Below are 18,046 nucleotides of genomic sequence, written 5' to 3'. Positions count from 1 at the left end.
TTTCAAAAAAACTACATCTTTTGTTAAAGCTATTAAATTATGTCGTATGTTTGCGTCATATAACATAAAATGTATGACTTATACAAAATCAGATGTTTTTGACCAGGAACTCCGCGAGATAGCGCTCATAGCCAAAGCCCTGTCACACCCTGCCAGAGTAGCCATCCTCAAATATCTTGCAGAAACAAAAACCTGCATATCAGGCGACATCTCAAATGAGATCCCTTTAAGCCGGACAACTGTGTCGCAACATTTACAGGAACTAAAAAAAGCCGGAATGATCAAAGGTGAAATTGACGGCGTAAAAATCAACTACTGCCTTTCCTCCACTGCCATTACAAAATTTAAAACATTAATAAATAAATTCTTCAGCGATATCAGTTGTTGCTGACAACGAATTGACATTTAATCCGATCACTTTTAATGAATGAAACAGATGAAAACAAAAAAAGACATTAAAGACATTGTCAGAGAAAAATATGGAAAGATTGCCGATAATTCCATGAAGAACAAGTCCTGCTGTGGTTGTTCAAGCCTTCCCGAAGATGAGAGCACTTACACTGTCTTCAGTGATGAATACCATGATCTGGAAGGTTATAATCCTGACGCTGATCTGAGCCTCGGATGCGGCTTACCAACAGAATATGCCGGTATAAAAGAGGGCGACACGGTGCTCGACCTGGGCTCCGGTGCCGGAAACGATTGCTTTGTGGCAAGGGCACTGGTTGGCGAACAAGGTAAGGTCATCGGACTGGATTTCACGCCGTCAATGGTGTCAAAGGCTAAAATGAATAATTATAAACTCGGCTTCCAGAATATCGAATTTATTACCGGTGACATTGAGCACATCCCTTTGCCTGATCATTCTGTGGATGTAGTCATTAGTAACTGTGTGCTTAACCTGGTGCCCGATAAAGCGAAAGCCTTCAGTGAGATATATCGTGTGCTGAAACAGGGTGCCCATTTTTGCGTTTCAGATATTGTGCTGAATGGTGTCATGCCCGATGCCTTAAAAGAAGATGCCATCCTCTGGGCAGGTTGTGTTTCGGGGGCCGTTCAAAAAGACGAATACCTCCGGATTGTCAGCGATGCGGGATTCCGGGATATTGACATCCCAAAGGAAAAGAAAATCGATCTGCCGGATGAAATGCTGAAAAAATACCTTTCTGCGGAGAAAATCAGTGAATTGCGGCAGAAGGTTTCCGGAATTTACAGCATAACGGTAAGGGCACACAAATCTTAATACTGTTCCCGTATCCCGGGTCAGGCATGGCTAAGGGTATTTATCTGGTCAATGTAAAATCAGATCAAGGAACATCCACGGGTAGGATAGTCTTTAATTAATGTTCGATCACAAATATTTCGTTGAGTCGACCAGTATAGGGCAATAATCCAGCCAGTTGTGAATGATTTGCCGGCCTGAATCCGTCATGAATGATTCTGGGTGAAACTGGACGCCTTTAACATCAAAGTTAACGTGAGTGACTGACATGATAATGTCATCTTCACTCACTGAGGTGACCCGGAGCGCCTCCGGGATATTATCCGGAACAGCAGCCCAGGAGTGATACAGTCCGACATAGATATCTTCAGGAAGACCGGCAAACAGGTAATCCGCGGTATCCATAATTCTGATTCGTTGCTTTATCCCATGATATACTCCCGGCAGGTTATAAAGCTTTCCTCCAAAGTATTCAACGATAGCCTGGAATCCCAGACAAATCCCCAGAATTGATTTATCTTTACAATAGATACCGATGATCTCATTCATGACGGGAACCTCAGAAGGAATGCCGGGACCGGGAGAAAAAATGATCTTATCATAGCCTGCAACAGCTTTGATATCGACTTTATCATTCTTGATTACGTCATAGTGACAGGTTCCATGCTCTTCAATGATCTGAACTACATTGTAAGTGAATGAATCAAAGTTATCGATGATAAGCAGCCGTGGGTTCATGGATTCATCTCAGTACTTAAAAAGTCTGCATGTAATGTCAAATACAGAAACAACCATCAGAAAAATGAATGATATGGGAAAGAGAAGGATCCCGTTTCTGTTTATCATTGATTTTGAGATGATTGAATCATATATTTTTCCCTTAGATCAAGCAGAAGGAAATGACATTCTCTTCTATATCAATGGATTAACGAATTATTCCCATCCTGAACGTCCTGATAAAGTTATTCATTTTGAAAAACATCCTGTTTCTTTTAAGGACTATTCTTACAGATTTGACATGGTCATGAAGAACATTGCTGCAGGCAACACCTATCTGATAAACCTGACATGCCCGACACCTGTTGATACCAATATGATCCTGAAAGAGATATTCGTTTTAAGCTCAGCAAAGTACAAATTACTTTTTCAGGATAAGTTTATCGTATTTTCTCCTGAGACTTTTGTGCAGATGAATAATGGCCATATCTCTTCTTACCCGATGAAAGGGACGATTGATGCGTCGTTGGCCAATGCCACGCAGATAATTCTTAACGATAAAAAGGAGACGGCTGAACATTATACCATTGTCGACCTTATCCGCAATGACCTGAATATGGTGGCAAAGAGAGTGGTCGTGGAGAAATTCAGGTATATCGATAAAGTTTACACGAAAGACAAAAACCTGCTGCAGGTAAGCTCTAAAATCACCGGGGAACTCAGTGCAGGTTACCAGGGTCATATCGGAGAAGTGCTCTTCACTCTGCTGCCTGCCGGCTCAGTGACGGGTGCGCCAAAGAAAAAAACAGTGGACATCATTTTGGAGGTTGAGGGTTATAAACGGGGGTTTTATACGGGTATTTTTGGTTTTTTTGATGGCGAAAACCTCGATAGTGGCGTCATGATACGTTTTATTGAAAAAACCGGTCATGGCCTGATATATAAAAGTGGTGGCGGCATCACCTCTTTCAGCGATGTGCATTCAGAATACCAGGAAATGATTGATAAAGTATATGTGTCGATAATATAAAACAGGATTAAAAAAAATGCGTACTTTTAGGGTAACGAAAGTAATATGAATTACGAATTCTAACCCCAAGTACGCATTAATGTAATGACCCATAAAAAAAGTAGAATAAGATTCTTCATTTTCGCATTATTACCTTCTCTTTTGCCACTTCAATTAAATTTTAAAATAATTTGTTAATATATTCCTTTTCAAAAATTTGTATAATATGTTTATATATTCTATTTTTAAATTTTTACTTTAAATGAAGTGAAAACTAACATCTTAATATAGTTACAAATGAAAAGAAATTTAGCTTTAATTCCCTTTGCGTTCGTCCTGCTTCTATCACTGAATCAAGCTGCATTTTCGCAAAAGTCACCGATGAAGTATGGTAAAATCGTTCCGGAAGAACTTAAAATGACCGTCTATTCGCAAGATACAAATGCGAGTGCTGTTGTATTGGGCGATTTCGGCAAATCATATTTCGAATATAGTGAACAGGATGGGTTTCAAATTAAATTTGAACATCATACCAGGATTAAGATATTTAATAAGAATGGTTATGAATGGGCCAATGTCAGGATTCCTCTGTATCATGATATGACTTCAAGAGAAAAACTTACTTCAGTGAAGGCCTCCACCTATAATTTTGATGAAAAAGGGAAGATCGCTGAGACTTCAATGAAGAAAAATGCGGTATTTACTGAAGAATCCTCGTCCAACTGGGACAACTGCAAATTCACATTGCCTGGAATCGCTGATGGTTGCATCATAGAATATGAATATACGATCATATCCGATTTTATGTTCAACCTTAGGGGGTGGCAATTCCAATCTGCCATTCCGATCATCTGGAGTGAATATATGGTAACCATTCCCGAATATTTTACTTACAATCTGAGTTCAAGAGGATATGAACCGTTCTTCATCAATGAGAAGACAAGAGTTCCCGGATCGATAAATTATACCGTTAAAACCGAGACGCAGGAAGGATATGCAGTGAACCGGACATCGCAGATAGAAACAATCAATTTTCAATCAAATCGTTACAGGTTGGTCACACAAAATGTGCCGGCACTGGTTGAGGAACCGTACATGACTACTATTAATAATTATTTTACGAGTATCGAATTTGAGCTGGCGAATATCCAATATCCCAATTCCGCCAGGAAAGATTATACACAGACATGGGAGGCGATTAATGAATTGTTAATTGAAGACGAAGATTTTGGTTTGCAGTTGAATCGAAAAGGATTTATTTCGGAAACTGTCGAATCACTAATTTCCGGAATAAATAATCCACGGGAAAAAATGAGGGTGATATATGATTATACAAAAACTCACTATAAATGGAATAATGAAAAGAGTAAATATGTCACCACCAATATTAAAGAAGCTTATGATAAAGGAACAGGGAATGTTGCAGACATAAATCTCGCGTTGGCAGTTATGCTCCGACAAGCCGGACTGAATGCTGAACCGGCCATTTTAAGCACCAGGGATAACGGCATACTTCATCCAGCCCATCCCTCACTTACCCAGTTCAACTATGTTATTGTTGCTGTTAACATCAATGATACCTCCTACCTGTTAGATGCTACGGAGCCTCTATGTCCTGCAAACCTTCTGCCTTACAGGTGTTTAAACTTTAACAGCAGAATCATAAGCGAGAAAGGCTCAAAAGATCTTGATATCAAACCGAACAACAAATATTCAGAGACCGTCATAGCTGAGCTTAAAATCACTCCCGATGGAACTGTCGCAGGATCTTATATTATTGACTTAGATGGTTATGCCGCACTAAACAGAAGAAAGGAAATAACTGCTGAGGTCAATATTCAAGATTATATTGAAAAACTTCAAAACGACCATCCCGGCTTGACGGTCACAAAGTACAGCTTTGAAAACCTTGATAATGTTTATTCATCATTGAGATTCAATTCTGAGATAACATTAACGGGCCTTGCTCAGGGATTTAGTGACAGGATATACTTAAATCCAATGCTTATCGACCAGGAAAAAATCAATCCTTTCAAACTTGAGGAGAGAAAATTTCCTGTTGATTTCGGGCACCCATTCGAAATTAACTATGTTGTCCGCATTGAAGTCCCGGAAGAATATGAAGCCGAAGAAATGCCTGAAAATGCAAATGTTACATTACCCAATTCAGGGGGGAAATTCATATATAATATTACAAAGACAGGAAACATATATCAGTTAACAAGTAAATATACGGTTGATCGGACTCTCTTCCTGCCAGGTGAATATCCTGTCATTAAAGAATATTTTAACCAGATAGTAACCAAACAGTCTCAGCAAATTGTTCTCGTCAGAAAAAATCAATGATATGAAGTTCAGACTGATTTTAGCTTTCCTGCTTATATTTTCGATCATTGTATCTGGTCAGGAGAACTATAGTGTGGCTGAAATTCCTTCTCCCCTTTTGGAAAATACTGCTGCCATATACCGAGACTATGATCTGATATTTACGGTCTATTCTATTAGTATGGCTATTAAAAAAGTTCATTTGGCAATAACCGTACTAAACAAAAGCGGTGATGTGTTTGCTGATCTTAATGTCTTTTATAATTCATTTATTAGAATATCAGAGATTGATGGGAAAATTTATAACAAGGAGGGAGAACTTATATTAAAGCTTAAAAATGCTGACTTTGAAGATTTCAGTGCTGCCAGTGGGTTTTCATTATATGAAGAAAACAGGGTCAGGCATTTTACTCCCAACGTCAACTCATATCCATTCACCGTTGAGTATAATTATAAAGTAACCTACTCCAGTTTAATTAATTACCCCGTCTGGCAACCACAATACGACTATGATCTGTCAGTGCAACATTCCACCTTTCAAATTATTATGCCTAAAAATCTGAATTTCAGATATAAGGAATTAAATATCCCGGAACAGGTAAAGATTTCTTATGAAAAGGGTACAACAATTTATCAATGGAGTGTCAGTAATTTGACCGTCAAAGAAAAAGAACCATATTGTCCTTATCTGTACGAATATACTCCATTGGTCATTACAGCACCAAATGAATTTAAATATGGCGGTTATAAAGGTAACATGGAGAGCTGGGAGAGTTATGGTCAGTGGACTAAGGATTTATTAGCCGGAAGGGATATATTGCCTGAATCTACGATCACAGAAATTAAAGAACTGACAATGGACTGTAAAAACAGAATTGAAATCATCAGAAGGGTTTACAACTATGTCCAGGAAAAAACACGATATGTCAGTATTCAGCTCGGAATCGGCGGTTTCCAGCCAATAGGTGCAGATAAGGTGGATGAAGTGAAATATGGTGATTGTAAAGCTCTTGTAAATTATACAAGAGCTTTATTAAATGCTGCAGGCATTAACTCGTATTATACTGAGGTGAGAGCCGGAAATAATGAAATGGATCTGATGATTGATTTTCCTTCGAACCAGACGAATCATATCATACTTTGCGTACCCAATGAAAAAGATACAATATGGCTCGAATGTACAAGTAAAACAAATCCATTTGGTTATACCGGTAACTTTACAGATGACCGTCATGTTCTTCTCATAACAGAAGATGGCGGCAAAATTGTTAAAACCAACTCCTATGGACTTGCTGACAATACCCGTTCCAGAAAAATGGAAATGCACATAGATGGATCCGGTTCAGCAAAAGCCTCTGTCAAAACGACCTATTCAGGGCTAAAATTCGATGATATATCAGTGGTAATCAATAAGTCTTCTGAAGAACAAAAAAAATGGTATTACAACACGTTACCACTATCTAATTATATAATTAAGAACATATTCTATAAAGTCGAATCAAACCCGGTACCTCGGGTTCATGAAGAGTTGGATTTAATTCTGAATACCTATGCCTCAGTGACGGGGAAACGCATGTTTATTTCACTTAATCCCCTTGGCAAACTTTCCTCAGTCCCAAAAACCATTGATGAACGAAAAACAGAAGTTGTCATCAGATACCCTTTTCAGAATGCCGATACCATCATCTTTCATATTCCTGATAATTTTAAAATCGAATCTATTCCGGAAAACATACAATTTTCATCTACTTTTGGGGAATACTATATGACCACTGGTCAGCAAGAGAATAAGATATTTTATATTAGAGGTTTAAAAATGAATAAAATTATATCACCTGCTTCCACCTATCCGGAGTTAGTTGACTTTCTTCAAAAGATTTATAACGCTGATAAAATTCAGGCAGTTTTGACAAGAACGTTATAATCATCATGAAAAGTCATTTCCTGACACTTTCACTGTTTTTCCTGACAATCATTGTCAGTGGACAAACGCTTACCTGGGAGAAAACCTATTCCAGAGGTGGTAAAGAAGTGGCTTCATCCATCAAACACACATCCGACGGAGGGTATATCGTTGCCGGCTGTACAGGCATCAATTACGATACAAATGACATGTGGATATTGAAGCTGGATGTTCTTGGTGATACACTGTGGACGAGAATTTTTGACTTCGAAAAGGCGGACTGGGCATTATCCGTCATTCAAAGTAACGACGAAGGTTATGTTGTATCCGGATTCACGTCGCCGACTTCAGTAAGCCAGGGAACGAAAATGAAGATCATAAAATTGACAGAAACGGGTGATACAATATGGACTTATCAATATGAGGTTGAGGAACTTCTCGCCAATGATGTCATTAAATCGGTTGACGGGGGTTATATAGTCCTTGGTTGTAACTATTCTGAATGGCCTGATAAGATTGTCCTTCTGAAACTAAATGAAGACGGAGAAACAGATTGGATAAAAACTTACCAGGGCGAAGATTATGGAGTCATTTATCAAATGAAACAGACATCGGATACAGGGTACATTATGGTCGGACAGATATACACCAATCCTGAAAACGGGTACGATATTTTTTCAATGAAACTTGACCGATACGGTGACACGCTGTGGACAAAAACTTTCGGCACTGCTGACTATGAAATTGCCTTTTCAGTTGAAGAAACCAATAACGACCAGTATATTGTTGCTGTGACGCAGGATTATGGTAACTTGATCATTTTCTATTATCTGGATGCAAATGGAAATATACTGACGGATAAATCTTATGCAATGGAGCCAGGGTCGAGTATCTACCTGATAGAAAAAACCTCCGATGGTGGATTCATCTGTTCAGGCCACGGCCGGCAGCTATCAGGAGAAAATGGTCTTTTTATAATGAAATTAGATGAAACCGCGGATTCTGTCTGGACAAGGTTTTATCAAAAAAATGCTTATTCAGACTCATGGGCCGAAGAAATTCATCAGACAGATGATGGAGGGTATATCGTTGGAGGGACTACAAGCTATCAATTTGGTGAATTCAGTGATATGTGGATATTGAAGCTTAATGAAGAAGGGATTCTGTCCACCCAGGATGACATTTTCTCCGTTAGAAATTTAAGAACCTATAATATACCGAATCCGTTTTCAGAATCGACCACAATCATTTACACCTTAGATGAACCGGCAAACATCCAGATTGAAATAATTGATCATCAGGGACAAAAGGTCACCGGATTAGTCAATACATTTCAGGAAAAAGGTGAACATGGCATCCATTGGGATGCACGGGGTCATAAATCCGGTATCTATTATTACGAAATAACAATCGATGACCGGTTTTTTTCAGGGAAAATGCTTCTTATCAGGTGAAATCCATTTGGGGACATGAACACCAATTAATTTATATATCAAAAAACAATTGGATTAACGTTCATTTTTGTGTAATTTAATGGTATAAATCTTTTGTTTAATCCCTTATGCAAATAATAAGTAGTAAATTGATAATCAAGCCTTTTTGTATAACGATTGGTCTTTGGTTCATCCTCATTCTTATCGCCGGTTGTTCCCACGCCCAGGAAGACATTTATACGATACGCCGGGAACGTATGGTCATTGATCAGATCGAACGTCGAGGAGTGAAGGATACGGCAGTTTTGCGGGCTATGCGCACTGTTGAGCGGCATCTGTTTGTTCCTGATCTATATCTGAATAGTGCTTATGAAGACCATCCTTTGCCTATTGGATCCGGGCAAACCATCTCTCAGCCTTACATTGTAGCTTATATGACTGAAGTCATCAAGCCACAATCCGGTTATAAAGTCCTCGAGGTTGGAACAGGCTCCGGCTACCAGGCCGCTGTACTGGCTGAAATTGTCGCCCATGTCTATACCATCGAGATCATCTGTGAGCTCGCTAATTCTGCAAAAGAAAGACTCGAGACCCTGGGATACAAGAACATTACCGTTAAATGTGGTGATGGATATAACGGATGGGATGAGTTTGCACCTTTTGATGCCATAATAGTGACTGCAGGAGCCGAGGATATCCCTCAACCACTTATTGACCAGTTAAAGGATGGAGGACTCATGGTTTTGCCTGTTGGTGATCCATACATGGTGCAATCGTTGATACTTGTAAAAAAGAAAGGTAACCGCACCATCACACAGGATTTAATACCGGTAAGGTTTGTTCCGCTGACAAGGGACAAGTAGTATTAGCTGACATTAAAAGCCTTTTAGAGAATTTTCAGGAAATTCATTGGTATACTTAATGATCTTTGCGATATTTGCCGTAATAAAAATTCATTTCCAGAAATAAAATTCTCTTACTATGACAACCCTACAATCAGTTCAGGATTTCACAAGCCAAAAATCCATCGCTATAGTCGGCGTTTCAAGGAAAGAAAATAAGTTCGGTAATGCAGCTTTTAAAGAGTTGAAAAAGAAAGACCTGAAAGTATATCCGGTAAATCCTCACATGGATGTTTTTCAGGGCGAGAAATGTTACCCTGATATCAAGTCTTTACCGCCGGATGTTACAGGAATAGTCATCACGACAAATCCCTTCAAAACGCTTGATCTTATCAAAGCCGGCGAAGAACGCGGAATAAAGCATTTCTGGATACAGCAAGGCGCTGAGAATAAAGCGGTAATTGAGTATGCTAATACCAGCAAGAGCAATATCGTATTTAAGGAATGTATCCTTATGTTTTCGCATCCTGTCGGGTCATTCCACAGGTTTCACAGATTCTTTGTGAAGGTTTTCGGGAAATATCCTAAGTAAGGCTGTTTTTATCCAGTTCCATTATTTTCTCACAGATCAAAGCAGCGCTCACGGCAGAGTAACGTTTTCTGATCAAGTCAACTCCTTTGTAACTGACAACAGGATAAGTCCATTCCAGCACCGCCAGGAGATATGGAAGTATGTCCTCCTCAAAAATGGTCACCTTGTCGGCATACTGTCGTAACCGGCAAATCACTTCATAGGCCTTTGGTACGGCTGTGTCATGGCCATGATAACTCAGTTCAGGCTTTTCATTCAGCCTCTGCGGCACAAGCAAACCCTGTTCAAATTCCAGAATGGCCCTGAGATCTGCGTCATTTTTAAGATCTGTCATCTCGATCTTCAGGATAGGCTCCAGCCTGGCAAAATCGGCAATGGCATTGCCTGCTTGTGTTTCAGAGAAATCGATGATGTAAATGTTCTCCACCTCATCGAGAAGGATATTTTGCATATTCAGATCCCTGTGTGTGATGCACGTGTACCAGAGTTTTGAATAATTCTCCCTCCTTTTAAATTCATGTTCAAGGAACCAGTAGGGATTGATTATCTCCCGGCCCAGTTCAGGGATATGAATGTACTGTTTATCAGACCTTATGCATAAAATATTTTCGGCATCCTTAAAAATGTCCGGGAAGAAGGTATGTAAAGGATTATGATCTCTGAAAGGAAAAATAGTTTCAAGCCTTGGTTGCCCATACCATGGCCGAAGGATATCAGTGAATATGCGGTCGAATATGGGTGCCAGTTTCACTGATGGCTGTGATTTGTAAATATGGGTGAGCCACGTAATGATGCTGTCGGGCCCATTGATCCCAACAAAGGAATAGCAGAGACCTTTCCATTCGCCATATTTATAGCTGCCCATAATGGAGGTGCTGTTATTGAGGATATAGTTTTTTACATAGCGGTTATAATTTTTTTCTTCCCTGTCGATGATATCGATACCAGCCATTTTCAATACTGTCGGCAACCTCCTGCGGCCCTGATCATCGAAGCTGGTCACATGAAAGGTCTTTGCAGAGAATCCGCCATGAATGGGATCAAGAACAACCCTGCTGCAATCTTTATAGATATTCCTGATAATGATCTGCCATTCATCAGGCACCGGAAAATCTCCGACGGTTTCAATTTTCAGGCGGGCATCCTCAGCATTTTGAATGGTATCCGGAATATATACCCATATCTTACCCTTTGTAATCCTGGTATCTTTATCCAGCGGAATGATTGCGGCTAAGTTATCCGAATCAATAAATGAATGCAGGCTATGCGTAATATCCGAGTAATCCTTGATTTCTTCTGTTTCACTCAGTGTCACCGTCAGACCAAAGAAACGGATATCCTCATTGATGGCTGTGAAACCTATATTTCCGAGCGACCGCTCCAGCGCGTCATCATTAAGGTCCGACAGGCCGGCATCGTTTATGGCCACAGAAAATGACAACAGGCATTTTTCTTTCCGTTCAATTTCCCTGACATCTTCGGCGGGAAAATCATATTCAGAATAATATAGAAATCCGGCAATTGCAGGAATATGGTGTAACTTCTCTTTCATGAATGAGAAAACATCCTGAACCATCTGGCTGTATCTCCCTGAGAAATCCAAGTCTGTTTCGAAAATCACTGATGGTTTCCCTCTGAAATTAAAGCCACTTTTAATATACACACCTGTTTCGGAAGGTTTTGCTGCTATGAGATAATCGTATGGGAGAGACCTGTCAAAGGGAATGAAGCCAAAAAATGTCCCTGTTGACAGGAATGGGCCTTCATACACATTAGCCTGTTCGCGGCTGGCGGAGAGGCAACCTGTTCCAATGGCCAGATCGAGTTCATTTAACGCAGCATGTATGAAATTTTCGGCCTGCCTGCCTGGTGACAATCCCCAGATATGCAGTTGTGTGCCTTCGATGGATAAATCCGTGACCAGATATTTGCGTTCACTCTTTTTATATGAAACGATGTGTTTCATCGAATCCTCTGAAGCCTGTATCCATGCCGAGGCATTGCCGACGGTATCGAAAAGCCTGAATTGGCGCGATAAGCCTGATATCTCGAGAACCTGATGGATAGTATTTGACAGGTGTGCCAGCAGTATTCTGCCTTTTCTCTCCAGCAGCTTTTTTTCGAGCTTGATCAGTGAACGGATCCCTGCACTGGTCAGAAACTGGCAATCCGAGAAATCAATGATGACATAATGGATATCGGATGGAAGTTTGGCTGCCTCCTCATCAAATGAAGCCGCACCGAGAGCATTGAACTGGCCGTTGAGGATGAAGACGGGCACTCCTTCCCGCATTTGAACAGTAATTTGCATCTATGAAAAATTTTATTGCTACATTTTTTAATCACACAATAGTGCAAATGTATAAAATACATTCCGGAATTGTCATTACGGATTCAGATTGACACCTGTCACATCAATCCCGATTTCGATTTTATTTGCTATTTTTATCCGGGAAAATAAAACATGCCTGCAAACGACACTTACCGCACCATTGCTTCATCCTCATCAGGCCAGTACCGTGACCGTGGCAGCCGCTTCATTGCCCTTGCCTATCCTGTTGAGGACGAAGAATCCATTAAACAAATCCTTATGGGCCTGCGAAAGGAATATCATGATGCCTTACATCATTGCTATGCCTGGGTGCTGGGTGCGGATAAGTCCTCTTACCGGTTAAATGATGACGGTGAACCCTCAGGCAGCGCCGGACGGCCAATATACGGACAGATGGTATCAAATGACCTGACCAACGTATTAATAGTGGTAGTCAGGTACTTCGGAGGAACCAAACTGGGCATACCGGGGCTGATAAACGCATACAGGACTGCGGCCAGAGAGGCTCTTGACCAAGCCATCATGGTCACCAAAACCGTTAAAGACTTTATTGAGATTAATTTCGACTACCAGGCGATGAATGATGTAATGAAAATCATGAAAGAGGAGAACATTGAACAAATTGAAACTGCATTTGACCTCCGTTGCCGGATCATTTTCACGGTACGAAAATTGCAGGCACATCGCGTCTGCGAAAGATTATCTAAAATTAACAATCTGAAATTTAACTACTTGAAATCACAGTAATAATTCTATGCCATGTACATTATATTCATTATCCCTATCTGAGTCAGCTACATGGTACAAAAATTCTAAACCTATAAAAAGTATATTGGGTATCCAAAATTATCCCTCATAAAATTTAACAGAAAGGGTGTTTTTTTTCTTTTAAAACTCCCGATTATTTTTATATCTTTAAAAAAGTATCTGATCGTCTTTATTTATGAATTTTTTTATTCTGTTTCAAAGCTTTATAGAATATTTTCAAGCAGAAATTTATTATATTTTCAGGTATGCAAACGGATTCATCATAAGACAATTTTTTTAATAATCAATAGAAAAAACATTTTTTTTTAAACTTTTTTTACATCACTTTTGTGAATAATAAATACCACCCCCTCTCGAGAAAGACAGGACTATAAAAACTGGTTCAATCGAACTGGTAAAGAATAGATTAGCGAAAATTTATTAAAAATTCTGTATTAAAAAGCTTGAGTTAAACGACACCAGTGAAAAAAGATCATTCAGAGGTTTGGAACAATTGTCTGAAAATCATAAAAGATAATATAAACTATCAAAGCTATAAAACATGGTTTGAACCGATTATCCCTGTCAAACTTGATGACAATGTTCTGACTATCCAGGTACCAAGTCAGTTCTTTTATGAGTGGATGGAGGAGCATTATATCAGTTTACTGAAAAAGACGATCAAACACGAAGTGGGTGCAAATGGCCGGTTGGAATACAGCATTGTCATGGATGCATCATACAATAATTCAGCTCCTTATACTATCAAGGTTCCGACGACAAACAGGAAAGCTACAAAAAATCAGCCCGTCTCCATGCCTATCGACCTCAACAGAGGCAAATCAAAAGAAATACCGAATCCATTTGTGATCCCCGGGCTGAAGAAGCTCAAGATAAACTCACAACTCGTAGAGTCATATTCTTTTGATAATTTTATTGAAGGTGATTGCAACCGCCTGGCACGATCAGCCGGTTTTGCTGTAGCTACCAACCCTGGCAAAACGGCCTTTAACCCATTATTCATATATAGTAATGTGGGTCTAGGCAAGACTCACCTGGCTCATGCCATTGGATTGCAGGTCAAAAACGCCTTCCCTGAAATGATCGTCCTGTACGTGTCGGCCGAACAATTCATCAACCAGTTCATTGACGCAGTAAAGAATAACAGCCATAACGACTTTGTCCACTTCTACCAGATGATTGATGTGCTGCTCATGGACGATATCCATTTTCTTACAAATAAAGAAAAAACGCAGGATGTCTTTTTCCACCTTTTCAATCATCTTCATCAAAACTTTAAACAGGTCGTCCTCACTTCCGACAAGCCTCCCGTCGAACTCCAGGGCATTGAGCCACGTCTCCTCTCCCGTTTTAAATGGGGGCTGGCCGCTGATCTCCAGGTGCCCGACCTGGAAACACGCATCGCTATCCTGAGGAAAAGACTTTATAATGACGGCATCGACATGCCAAATGACGTGGTTGAATACCTGGCTTACAGCATCACCACCAACATACGTGAACTGGAAGGAGCGCTCATTTCCATCCTGGCCCAGTCATCCTTAAATAAAAAAGTCATCACCATCGAGCTGGCACGGCAGATGATCGACAAGTTCGTCAAGAATACATCGAGGGAAATATCCATTGATTATATACAAAAAGTTATCTGCGACTATTTCAAACTTCCTGTTGACATGATTAATTCCAAAACGAGGAAGAGGGAAATCGTTCAGGCGAGACAGCTGGCGATGTTTTTCTCAAAAAAACATACTAAATCATCGCTGGCCACAATCGGGCTGCATTGCGGAAACAAAGACCATGCAACTGTATTGCATGCCTGCCGGACAGTGAATAACCTCATCGAAACCGACAAACAATTCAGGACCTACGTTGAAGAACTGGATAAAAAGATTAAATTATAATGGTTCCCGACCTGAAGGCCATTGAACAGGCAGCCAAACGTATTCACTACTATATTCACCGCACACCCATCCTGACCTCAAAAAATATTAATGCCCTGCTGGGTGCTGAAGTATTTTTTAAATGTGAAAATTTTCAGAAGGCAGGAGCATTCAAATTTCGCGGTGCTACCAATGGAGTTTTCTCACTCACGGATGAGGAGGTGAAGAATGGTGTCTGCACACATTCCTCCGGCAACCATGCCCAGGCGCTGGCTCTGGCCGCGCATAACCGCAGCATTAAGGCATACATTGTGATGCCCGAAACATCATCCAATGTAAAGGTAGACGCTGTGCGGAACTATGGCGGCATCATCACCTTCTGTAAACCCACTCTCGCATCCAGAGAAGAAACCCTGAAAGTGGTCATGGCCAAGACGAATGCCACAGAGCTGCATCCCTATAATGATTACCGGACTATTGCTGGTCAGGCGACAGCGGCAAAAGAACTTATCGAAGATGTGCCCCACCTCGATTATATCCTCACCCCTGTCGGCGGCGGTGGCCTGTTGAGTGGCACTGCTCTCATCACCGCCTATATCTCCCCCACGACTTTAGTCGTGGGATCCGAACCTCAACAGGCCAACGATGCTTTCCTGTCGTTCACAACCAGGAAATTTGTCCCCTCAGTCAATCCCAATACCATTGCCGACGGATTACTGACCTCTTTAGGAAGCCTGACATTCCCAATCATCCTTGATTATGTTCATAAAATATTGACAGTCAGGGAGGAGAGTATCATCGACGCCATGAAATTGATATGGGAACGGATGAAAATCATTATTGAGCCCTCATCAGCCGTGCCGGTAGCTGCTCTCCTCGAAATCAGCAAATCGGGTGATATCCAGGCTTTGGAGATAAAAGGTAAAAAGATCGGGATTATTTTATCGGGTGGGAATGTTGATTTGATGAAGATATCATGGATAAGATGAACGGAAAACTTTATTTACTCCCCTCGGCAATTGGCGATTCTGACATCGACCTTGTCATACCGGTCCGAAACAGGGAAATTATGTTGCAACTCAGTGAATTTGTCGTTGAAGAAGAAAGAACTGCACGGAGATTTCTTCGTAGGATAGGTTATATGAGGGACTTTGAGACTGTCAGGTTTTATATTTACAATGAACATTCGGAAGAGGGAGATATCCGTCCTGTCATTGATTCACTGCTATCCGGCAATGATATAGGGCTATTATCGGAAGCTGGGGCGCCATGTGTGGCTGATCCAGGTGCCGGTATTGTCAGGGAAGCACACCTTAGTGGCATCCGTGTGGTTCCCTTAACCGGTCCATCGTCGATCATCCTGGCACTCATGGCATCGGGTTTCAACGGACAGAACTTTGTCTTCCATGGCTATCTGCCTGTCAATAAAAATGAGAGACTCCGGTCATTAAAAGAATTGGAGAAAAAAGTCTATAAAGACAGCCAGACGCAAATTTTCATCGAAGCCCCATACAGGAACATGGTGATGTTCGAGTCTGTAATAGAGGTATGCGCATCCGAGACGATGCTGTGCATTGCCTGCGACCTGACAACGGACGCTGAGTTCATCAGAACTTTGAGCATCAGTGAATGGAAGAAAGACAGACCCGAAATAAATAAGAGGCCGGCGGTGTTTCTGATTTACAAATAAAATCCCGGTCAGTAGTACTACCTATACTACCACCGCTGGCGCGCGTTTGCAGCGAGTGGTTCTAAAAATCAAAAAAAATTCTACGAAATACCGGATTTACAAAAAAATGTATTATATTTGCGCTATTTTTATCGTACGATGTTTTTATCGTACGATATAAATGAATATTAAAATCAGTATTATGAAACCAATTGTATCTGATATAATCGGAAGGGAAAAAGAAATTAATGATCTCCGGATCATCCTTGAACACTGTAGTGTGGTGATAAGTTCCGTCCGCAGAATGGGTAAAACAATGATTCTCACCAAAATGGATGAAATCTCCTCATACGGACAGAAGTCAATGCTCTGCTTTGTCGAATCGGTACAGACTGCCGAAGAATTTGTGAATGTAATCAGGGAAAGACTGATTGAACAAGGATTGATAAAGAAAAACGATTTCAAAAAAGTACTTGACTGGCTAAACCACAATTTAGGGAACAAAGATTTTGGTTATTTTAAAACTCCCGAATTTACCAGACACTGGAAAGTCATCTTCAATCTAATTATTGATGATCTTATCTCAAAACACAAGGATAGAGTCATTCTCATGCTGGACGAGTTTCCTAAAATGCTGTGGAACCTTATTAGTAATGGTAATCACATCCAGGCCGAAGAAATACTGGATGAACTAAGGACAATCAGGGAGAAATATGAAAAACGTTCCGGCCTCAGGTTTATCTATTGTGGTTCTGTTGGCATGAACCTCGTTATCAATTATCTGAAGAAGGAACATAGATACAGCGGAGCTCCGCTTAATAATATGCATCACTATATTGTACAAGAAATGAGTCCTTCAGATGCCGAGGCACTGATCAGGCATTTATCAAAAAAAAACCAAATGCATATTTCCGATATTTCTCATCTGGCAAAAGCCACCTCCTACCTCCCTTTTTTTATCGACCGAATATTTACTCAACTGAAACTTAATGCACAAAGTAATTCTGTTTCAAATGAAGTAATTGATAAAACCATTTCAGAGTTCGTTTCGGCCCGCGAGCATAATAACCAGTTCGGGCATTTTACCGAACGTATTGATACTTATTATGCCGATAAGGAAAAAAAATGGCTCATGAACTCTTGCGTATTTTATGTAAAAGTGCGGAACCAATCACGTCCAATAAACTTATCAACCTTGTGAAACAAAACATAGTAGCCGATGATTCCGAAATTTCTGGAATGCTTAGGGAGCTATATGAGGATATGTATTTGGACAGGTTAGATGATGAAGATACAATAAGTTATTCATTCAGGTATAGCCTTTTAAAAAAATGGTGGAAACTAAATTATACTTAAT

General features: G+C 40.3%; 16 protein-coding genes. 14 read left to right on the top strand and 2 right to left on the bottom strand.

The genetic code is table 11. The annotated features are described in order from the left end of the window. The first annotated feature begins 73 nt into the window (after window positions 1-73). Window positions 74-391, top strand: a complete 318-nt coding sequence (locus tag NT175_03940; GenBank protein ID MCX6233861.1) for a metalloregulator ArsR/SmtB family transcription factor — start codon at window positions 74-76, stop codon at window positions 389-391. Between the two features lie 45 nt (window positions 392-436). Next, window positions 437-1,243 carry an arsenite methyltransferase gene (locus NT175_03935; GenBank protein ID MCX6233860.1) on the top strand — a complete coding sequence of 269 codons (807 nt, stop codon included), beginning with the start codon at window positions 437-439 and terminating at the stop codon, window positions 1,241-1,243. A gap of 108 nt (window positions 1,244-1,351) precedes the next feature. Here NT175_03935 and NT175_03930 read toward each other — a convergent pair whose 3' ends face one another. Beyond that, window positions 1,352-1,960, bottom strand: coding sequence for an aminodeoxychorismate/anthranilate synthase component II (locus NT175_03930; protein MCX6233859.1), 609 nt, complete (start codon window positions 1,958-1,960; stop codon window positions 1,352-1,354). A gap of 34 nt (window positions 1,961-1,994) precedes the next feature. Here NT175_03930 and NT175_03925 point away from each other — a divergent pair, with 34 nt between their 5' ends. The 6 genes from NT175_03925 to NT175_03900 all read left to right on the top strand — a co-directional run bounded on the left by NT175_03925 (window position 1,995) and on the right by NT175_03900 (window position 10,043). Continuing rightward, window positions 1,995-2,969 (top strand): aminodeoxychorismate synthase component I, encoded by a 975-nt coding sequence (locus NT175_03925; protein ID MCX6233858.1) that lies wholly within the window; start codon window positions 1,995-1,997, stop codon window positions 2,967-2,969. Window positions 2,970-3,245: 276 nt separating this feature from the next. Beyond that, on the top strand, window positions 3,246-5,294 hold the full coding sequence (locus tag NT175_03920) for a DUF3857 domain-containing protein (GenBank protein ID MCX6233857.1): 2,049 nt from the start codon (window positions 3,246-3,248) through the stop codon (window positions 5,292-5,294). Window position 5,295: 1 nt separating this feature from the next. After that, on the top strand, window positions 5,296-7,197 hold the full coding sequence (locus tag NT175_03915) for a DUF3857 domain-containing protein (GenBank protein MCX6233856.1): 1,902 nt from the start codon (window positions 5,296-5,298) through the stop codon (window positions 7,195-7,197). Between the two features lie 5 nt (window positions 7,198-7,202). Beyond that, window positions 7,203-8,630: a T9SS type A sorting domain-containing protein gene (locus NT175_03910; GenBank protein MCX6233855.1), complete on the top strand. Its 1,428-nt coding sequence runs from the start codon at window positions 7,203-7,205 to the stop codon at window positions 8,628-8,630. A gap of 128 nt (window positions 8,631-8,758) precedes the next feature. After that, on the top strand, window positions 8,759-9,472 hold the full coding sequence (locus NT175_03905; GenBank protein MCX6233854.1) for a protein-L-isoaspartate(D-aspartate) O-methyltransferase: 714 nt from the start codon (window positions 8,759-8,761) through the stop codon (window positions 9,470-9,472). 118 nt (window positions 9,473-9,590) lie between these two features. Continuing rightward, window positions 9,591-10,043, top strand: a complete 453-nt coding sequence (locus NT175_03900; protein MCX6233853.1) for a CoA-binding protein — start codon at window positions 9,591-9,593, stop codon at window positions 10,041-10,043. On the opposite strand, the gene NT175_03895 is transcribed toward NT175_03900, so the two are convergent. Then, on the bottom strand, window positions 10,036-12,354 hold the full coding sequence (locus NT175_03895) for an STAS domain-containing protein (GenBank protein ID MCX6233852.1): 2,319 nt from the start codon (window positions 12,352-12,354) through the stop codon (window positions 10,036-10,038). The genes NT175_03900 and NT175_03895 overlap by 8 nt on opposite strands. A gap of 153 nt (window positions 12,355-12,507) precedes the next feature. Here NT175_03895 and NT175_03890 point away from each other — a divergent pair, with 153 nt between their 5' ends. The 6 genes from NT175_03890 to NT175_03865 all read left to right on the top strand — a co-directional run bounded on the left by NT175_03890 (window position 12,508) and on the right by NT175_03865 (window position 18,045). Then, window positions 12,508-13,122, top strand: coding sequence for a YigZ family protein (locus NT175_03890; GenBank protein ID MCX6233851.1), 615 nt, complete (start codon window positions 12,508-12,510; stop codon window positions 13,120-13,122). 482 nt (window positions 13,123-13,604) lie between these two features. Further along, window positions 13,605-15,041, top strand: a complete 1,437-nt coding sequence (dnaA, locus tag NT175_03885; protein MCX6233850.1) for a chromosomal replication initiator protein DnaA — start codon at window positions 13,605-13,607, stop codon at window positions 15,039-15,041. Beyond that, the gene (locus NT175_03880; GenBank protein ID MCX6233849.1) at window positions 15,041-16,009 is read left to right on the top strand and encodes a pyridoxal-phosphate dependent enzyme; all 969 of its coding nucleotides are present in this window, start codon (window positions 15,041-15,043) and stop codon (window positions 16,007-16,009) included. Before dnaA ends, NT175_03880 begins: the two co-directional genes overlap by 1 nt. Beyond that, window positions 15,997-16,710 carry an SAM-dependent methyltransferase gene (locus tag NT175_03875; protein MCX6233848.1) on the top strand — a complete coding sequence of 238 codons (714 nt, stop codon included), beginning with the start codon at window positions 15,997-15,999 and terminating at the stop codon, window positions 16,708-16,710. Before NT175_03880 ends, NT175_03875 begins: the two co-directional genes overlap by 13 nt. A gap of 181 nt (window positions 16,711-16,891) precedes the next feature. Beyond that, window positions 16,892-17,890, top strand: a complete 999-nt coding sequence (locus tag NT175_03870) for a hypothetical protein (protein MCX6233847.1) — start codon at window positions 16,892-16,894, stop codon at window positions 17,888-17,890. Then, on the top strand, window positions 17,887-18,045 hold the full coding sequence (locus NT175_03865; GenBank protein ID MCX6233846.1) for a hypothetical protein: 159 nt from the start codon (window positions 17,887-17,889) through the stop codon (window positions 18,043-18,045). Before NT175_03870 ends, NT175_03865 begins: the two co-directional genes overlap by 4 nt. Window position 18,046 lies beyond the last annotated feature (1 nt).

Source organism: Bacteroidota bacterium (assembly GCA_026391695.1).
Classification (GTDB): domain Bacteria; phylum Bacteroidota; class Bacteroidia; order Bacteroidales; family JAGONC01; genus JAPLDP01.
The sequence above is the reverse complement of the archived record's forward strand: the minus strand, read 5'-3'. Positions and strand labels throughout refer to the sequence as shown.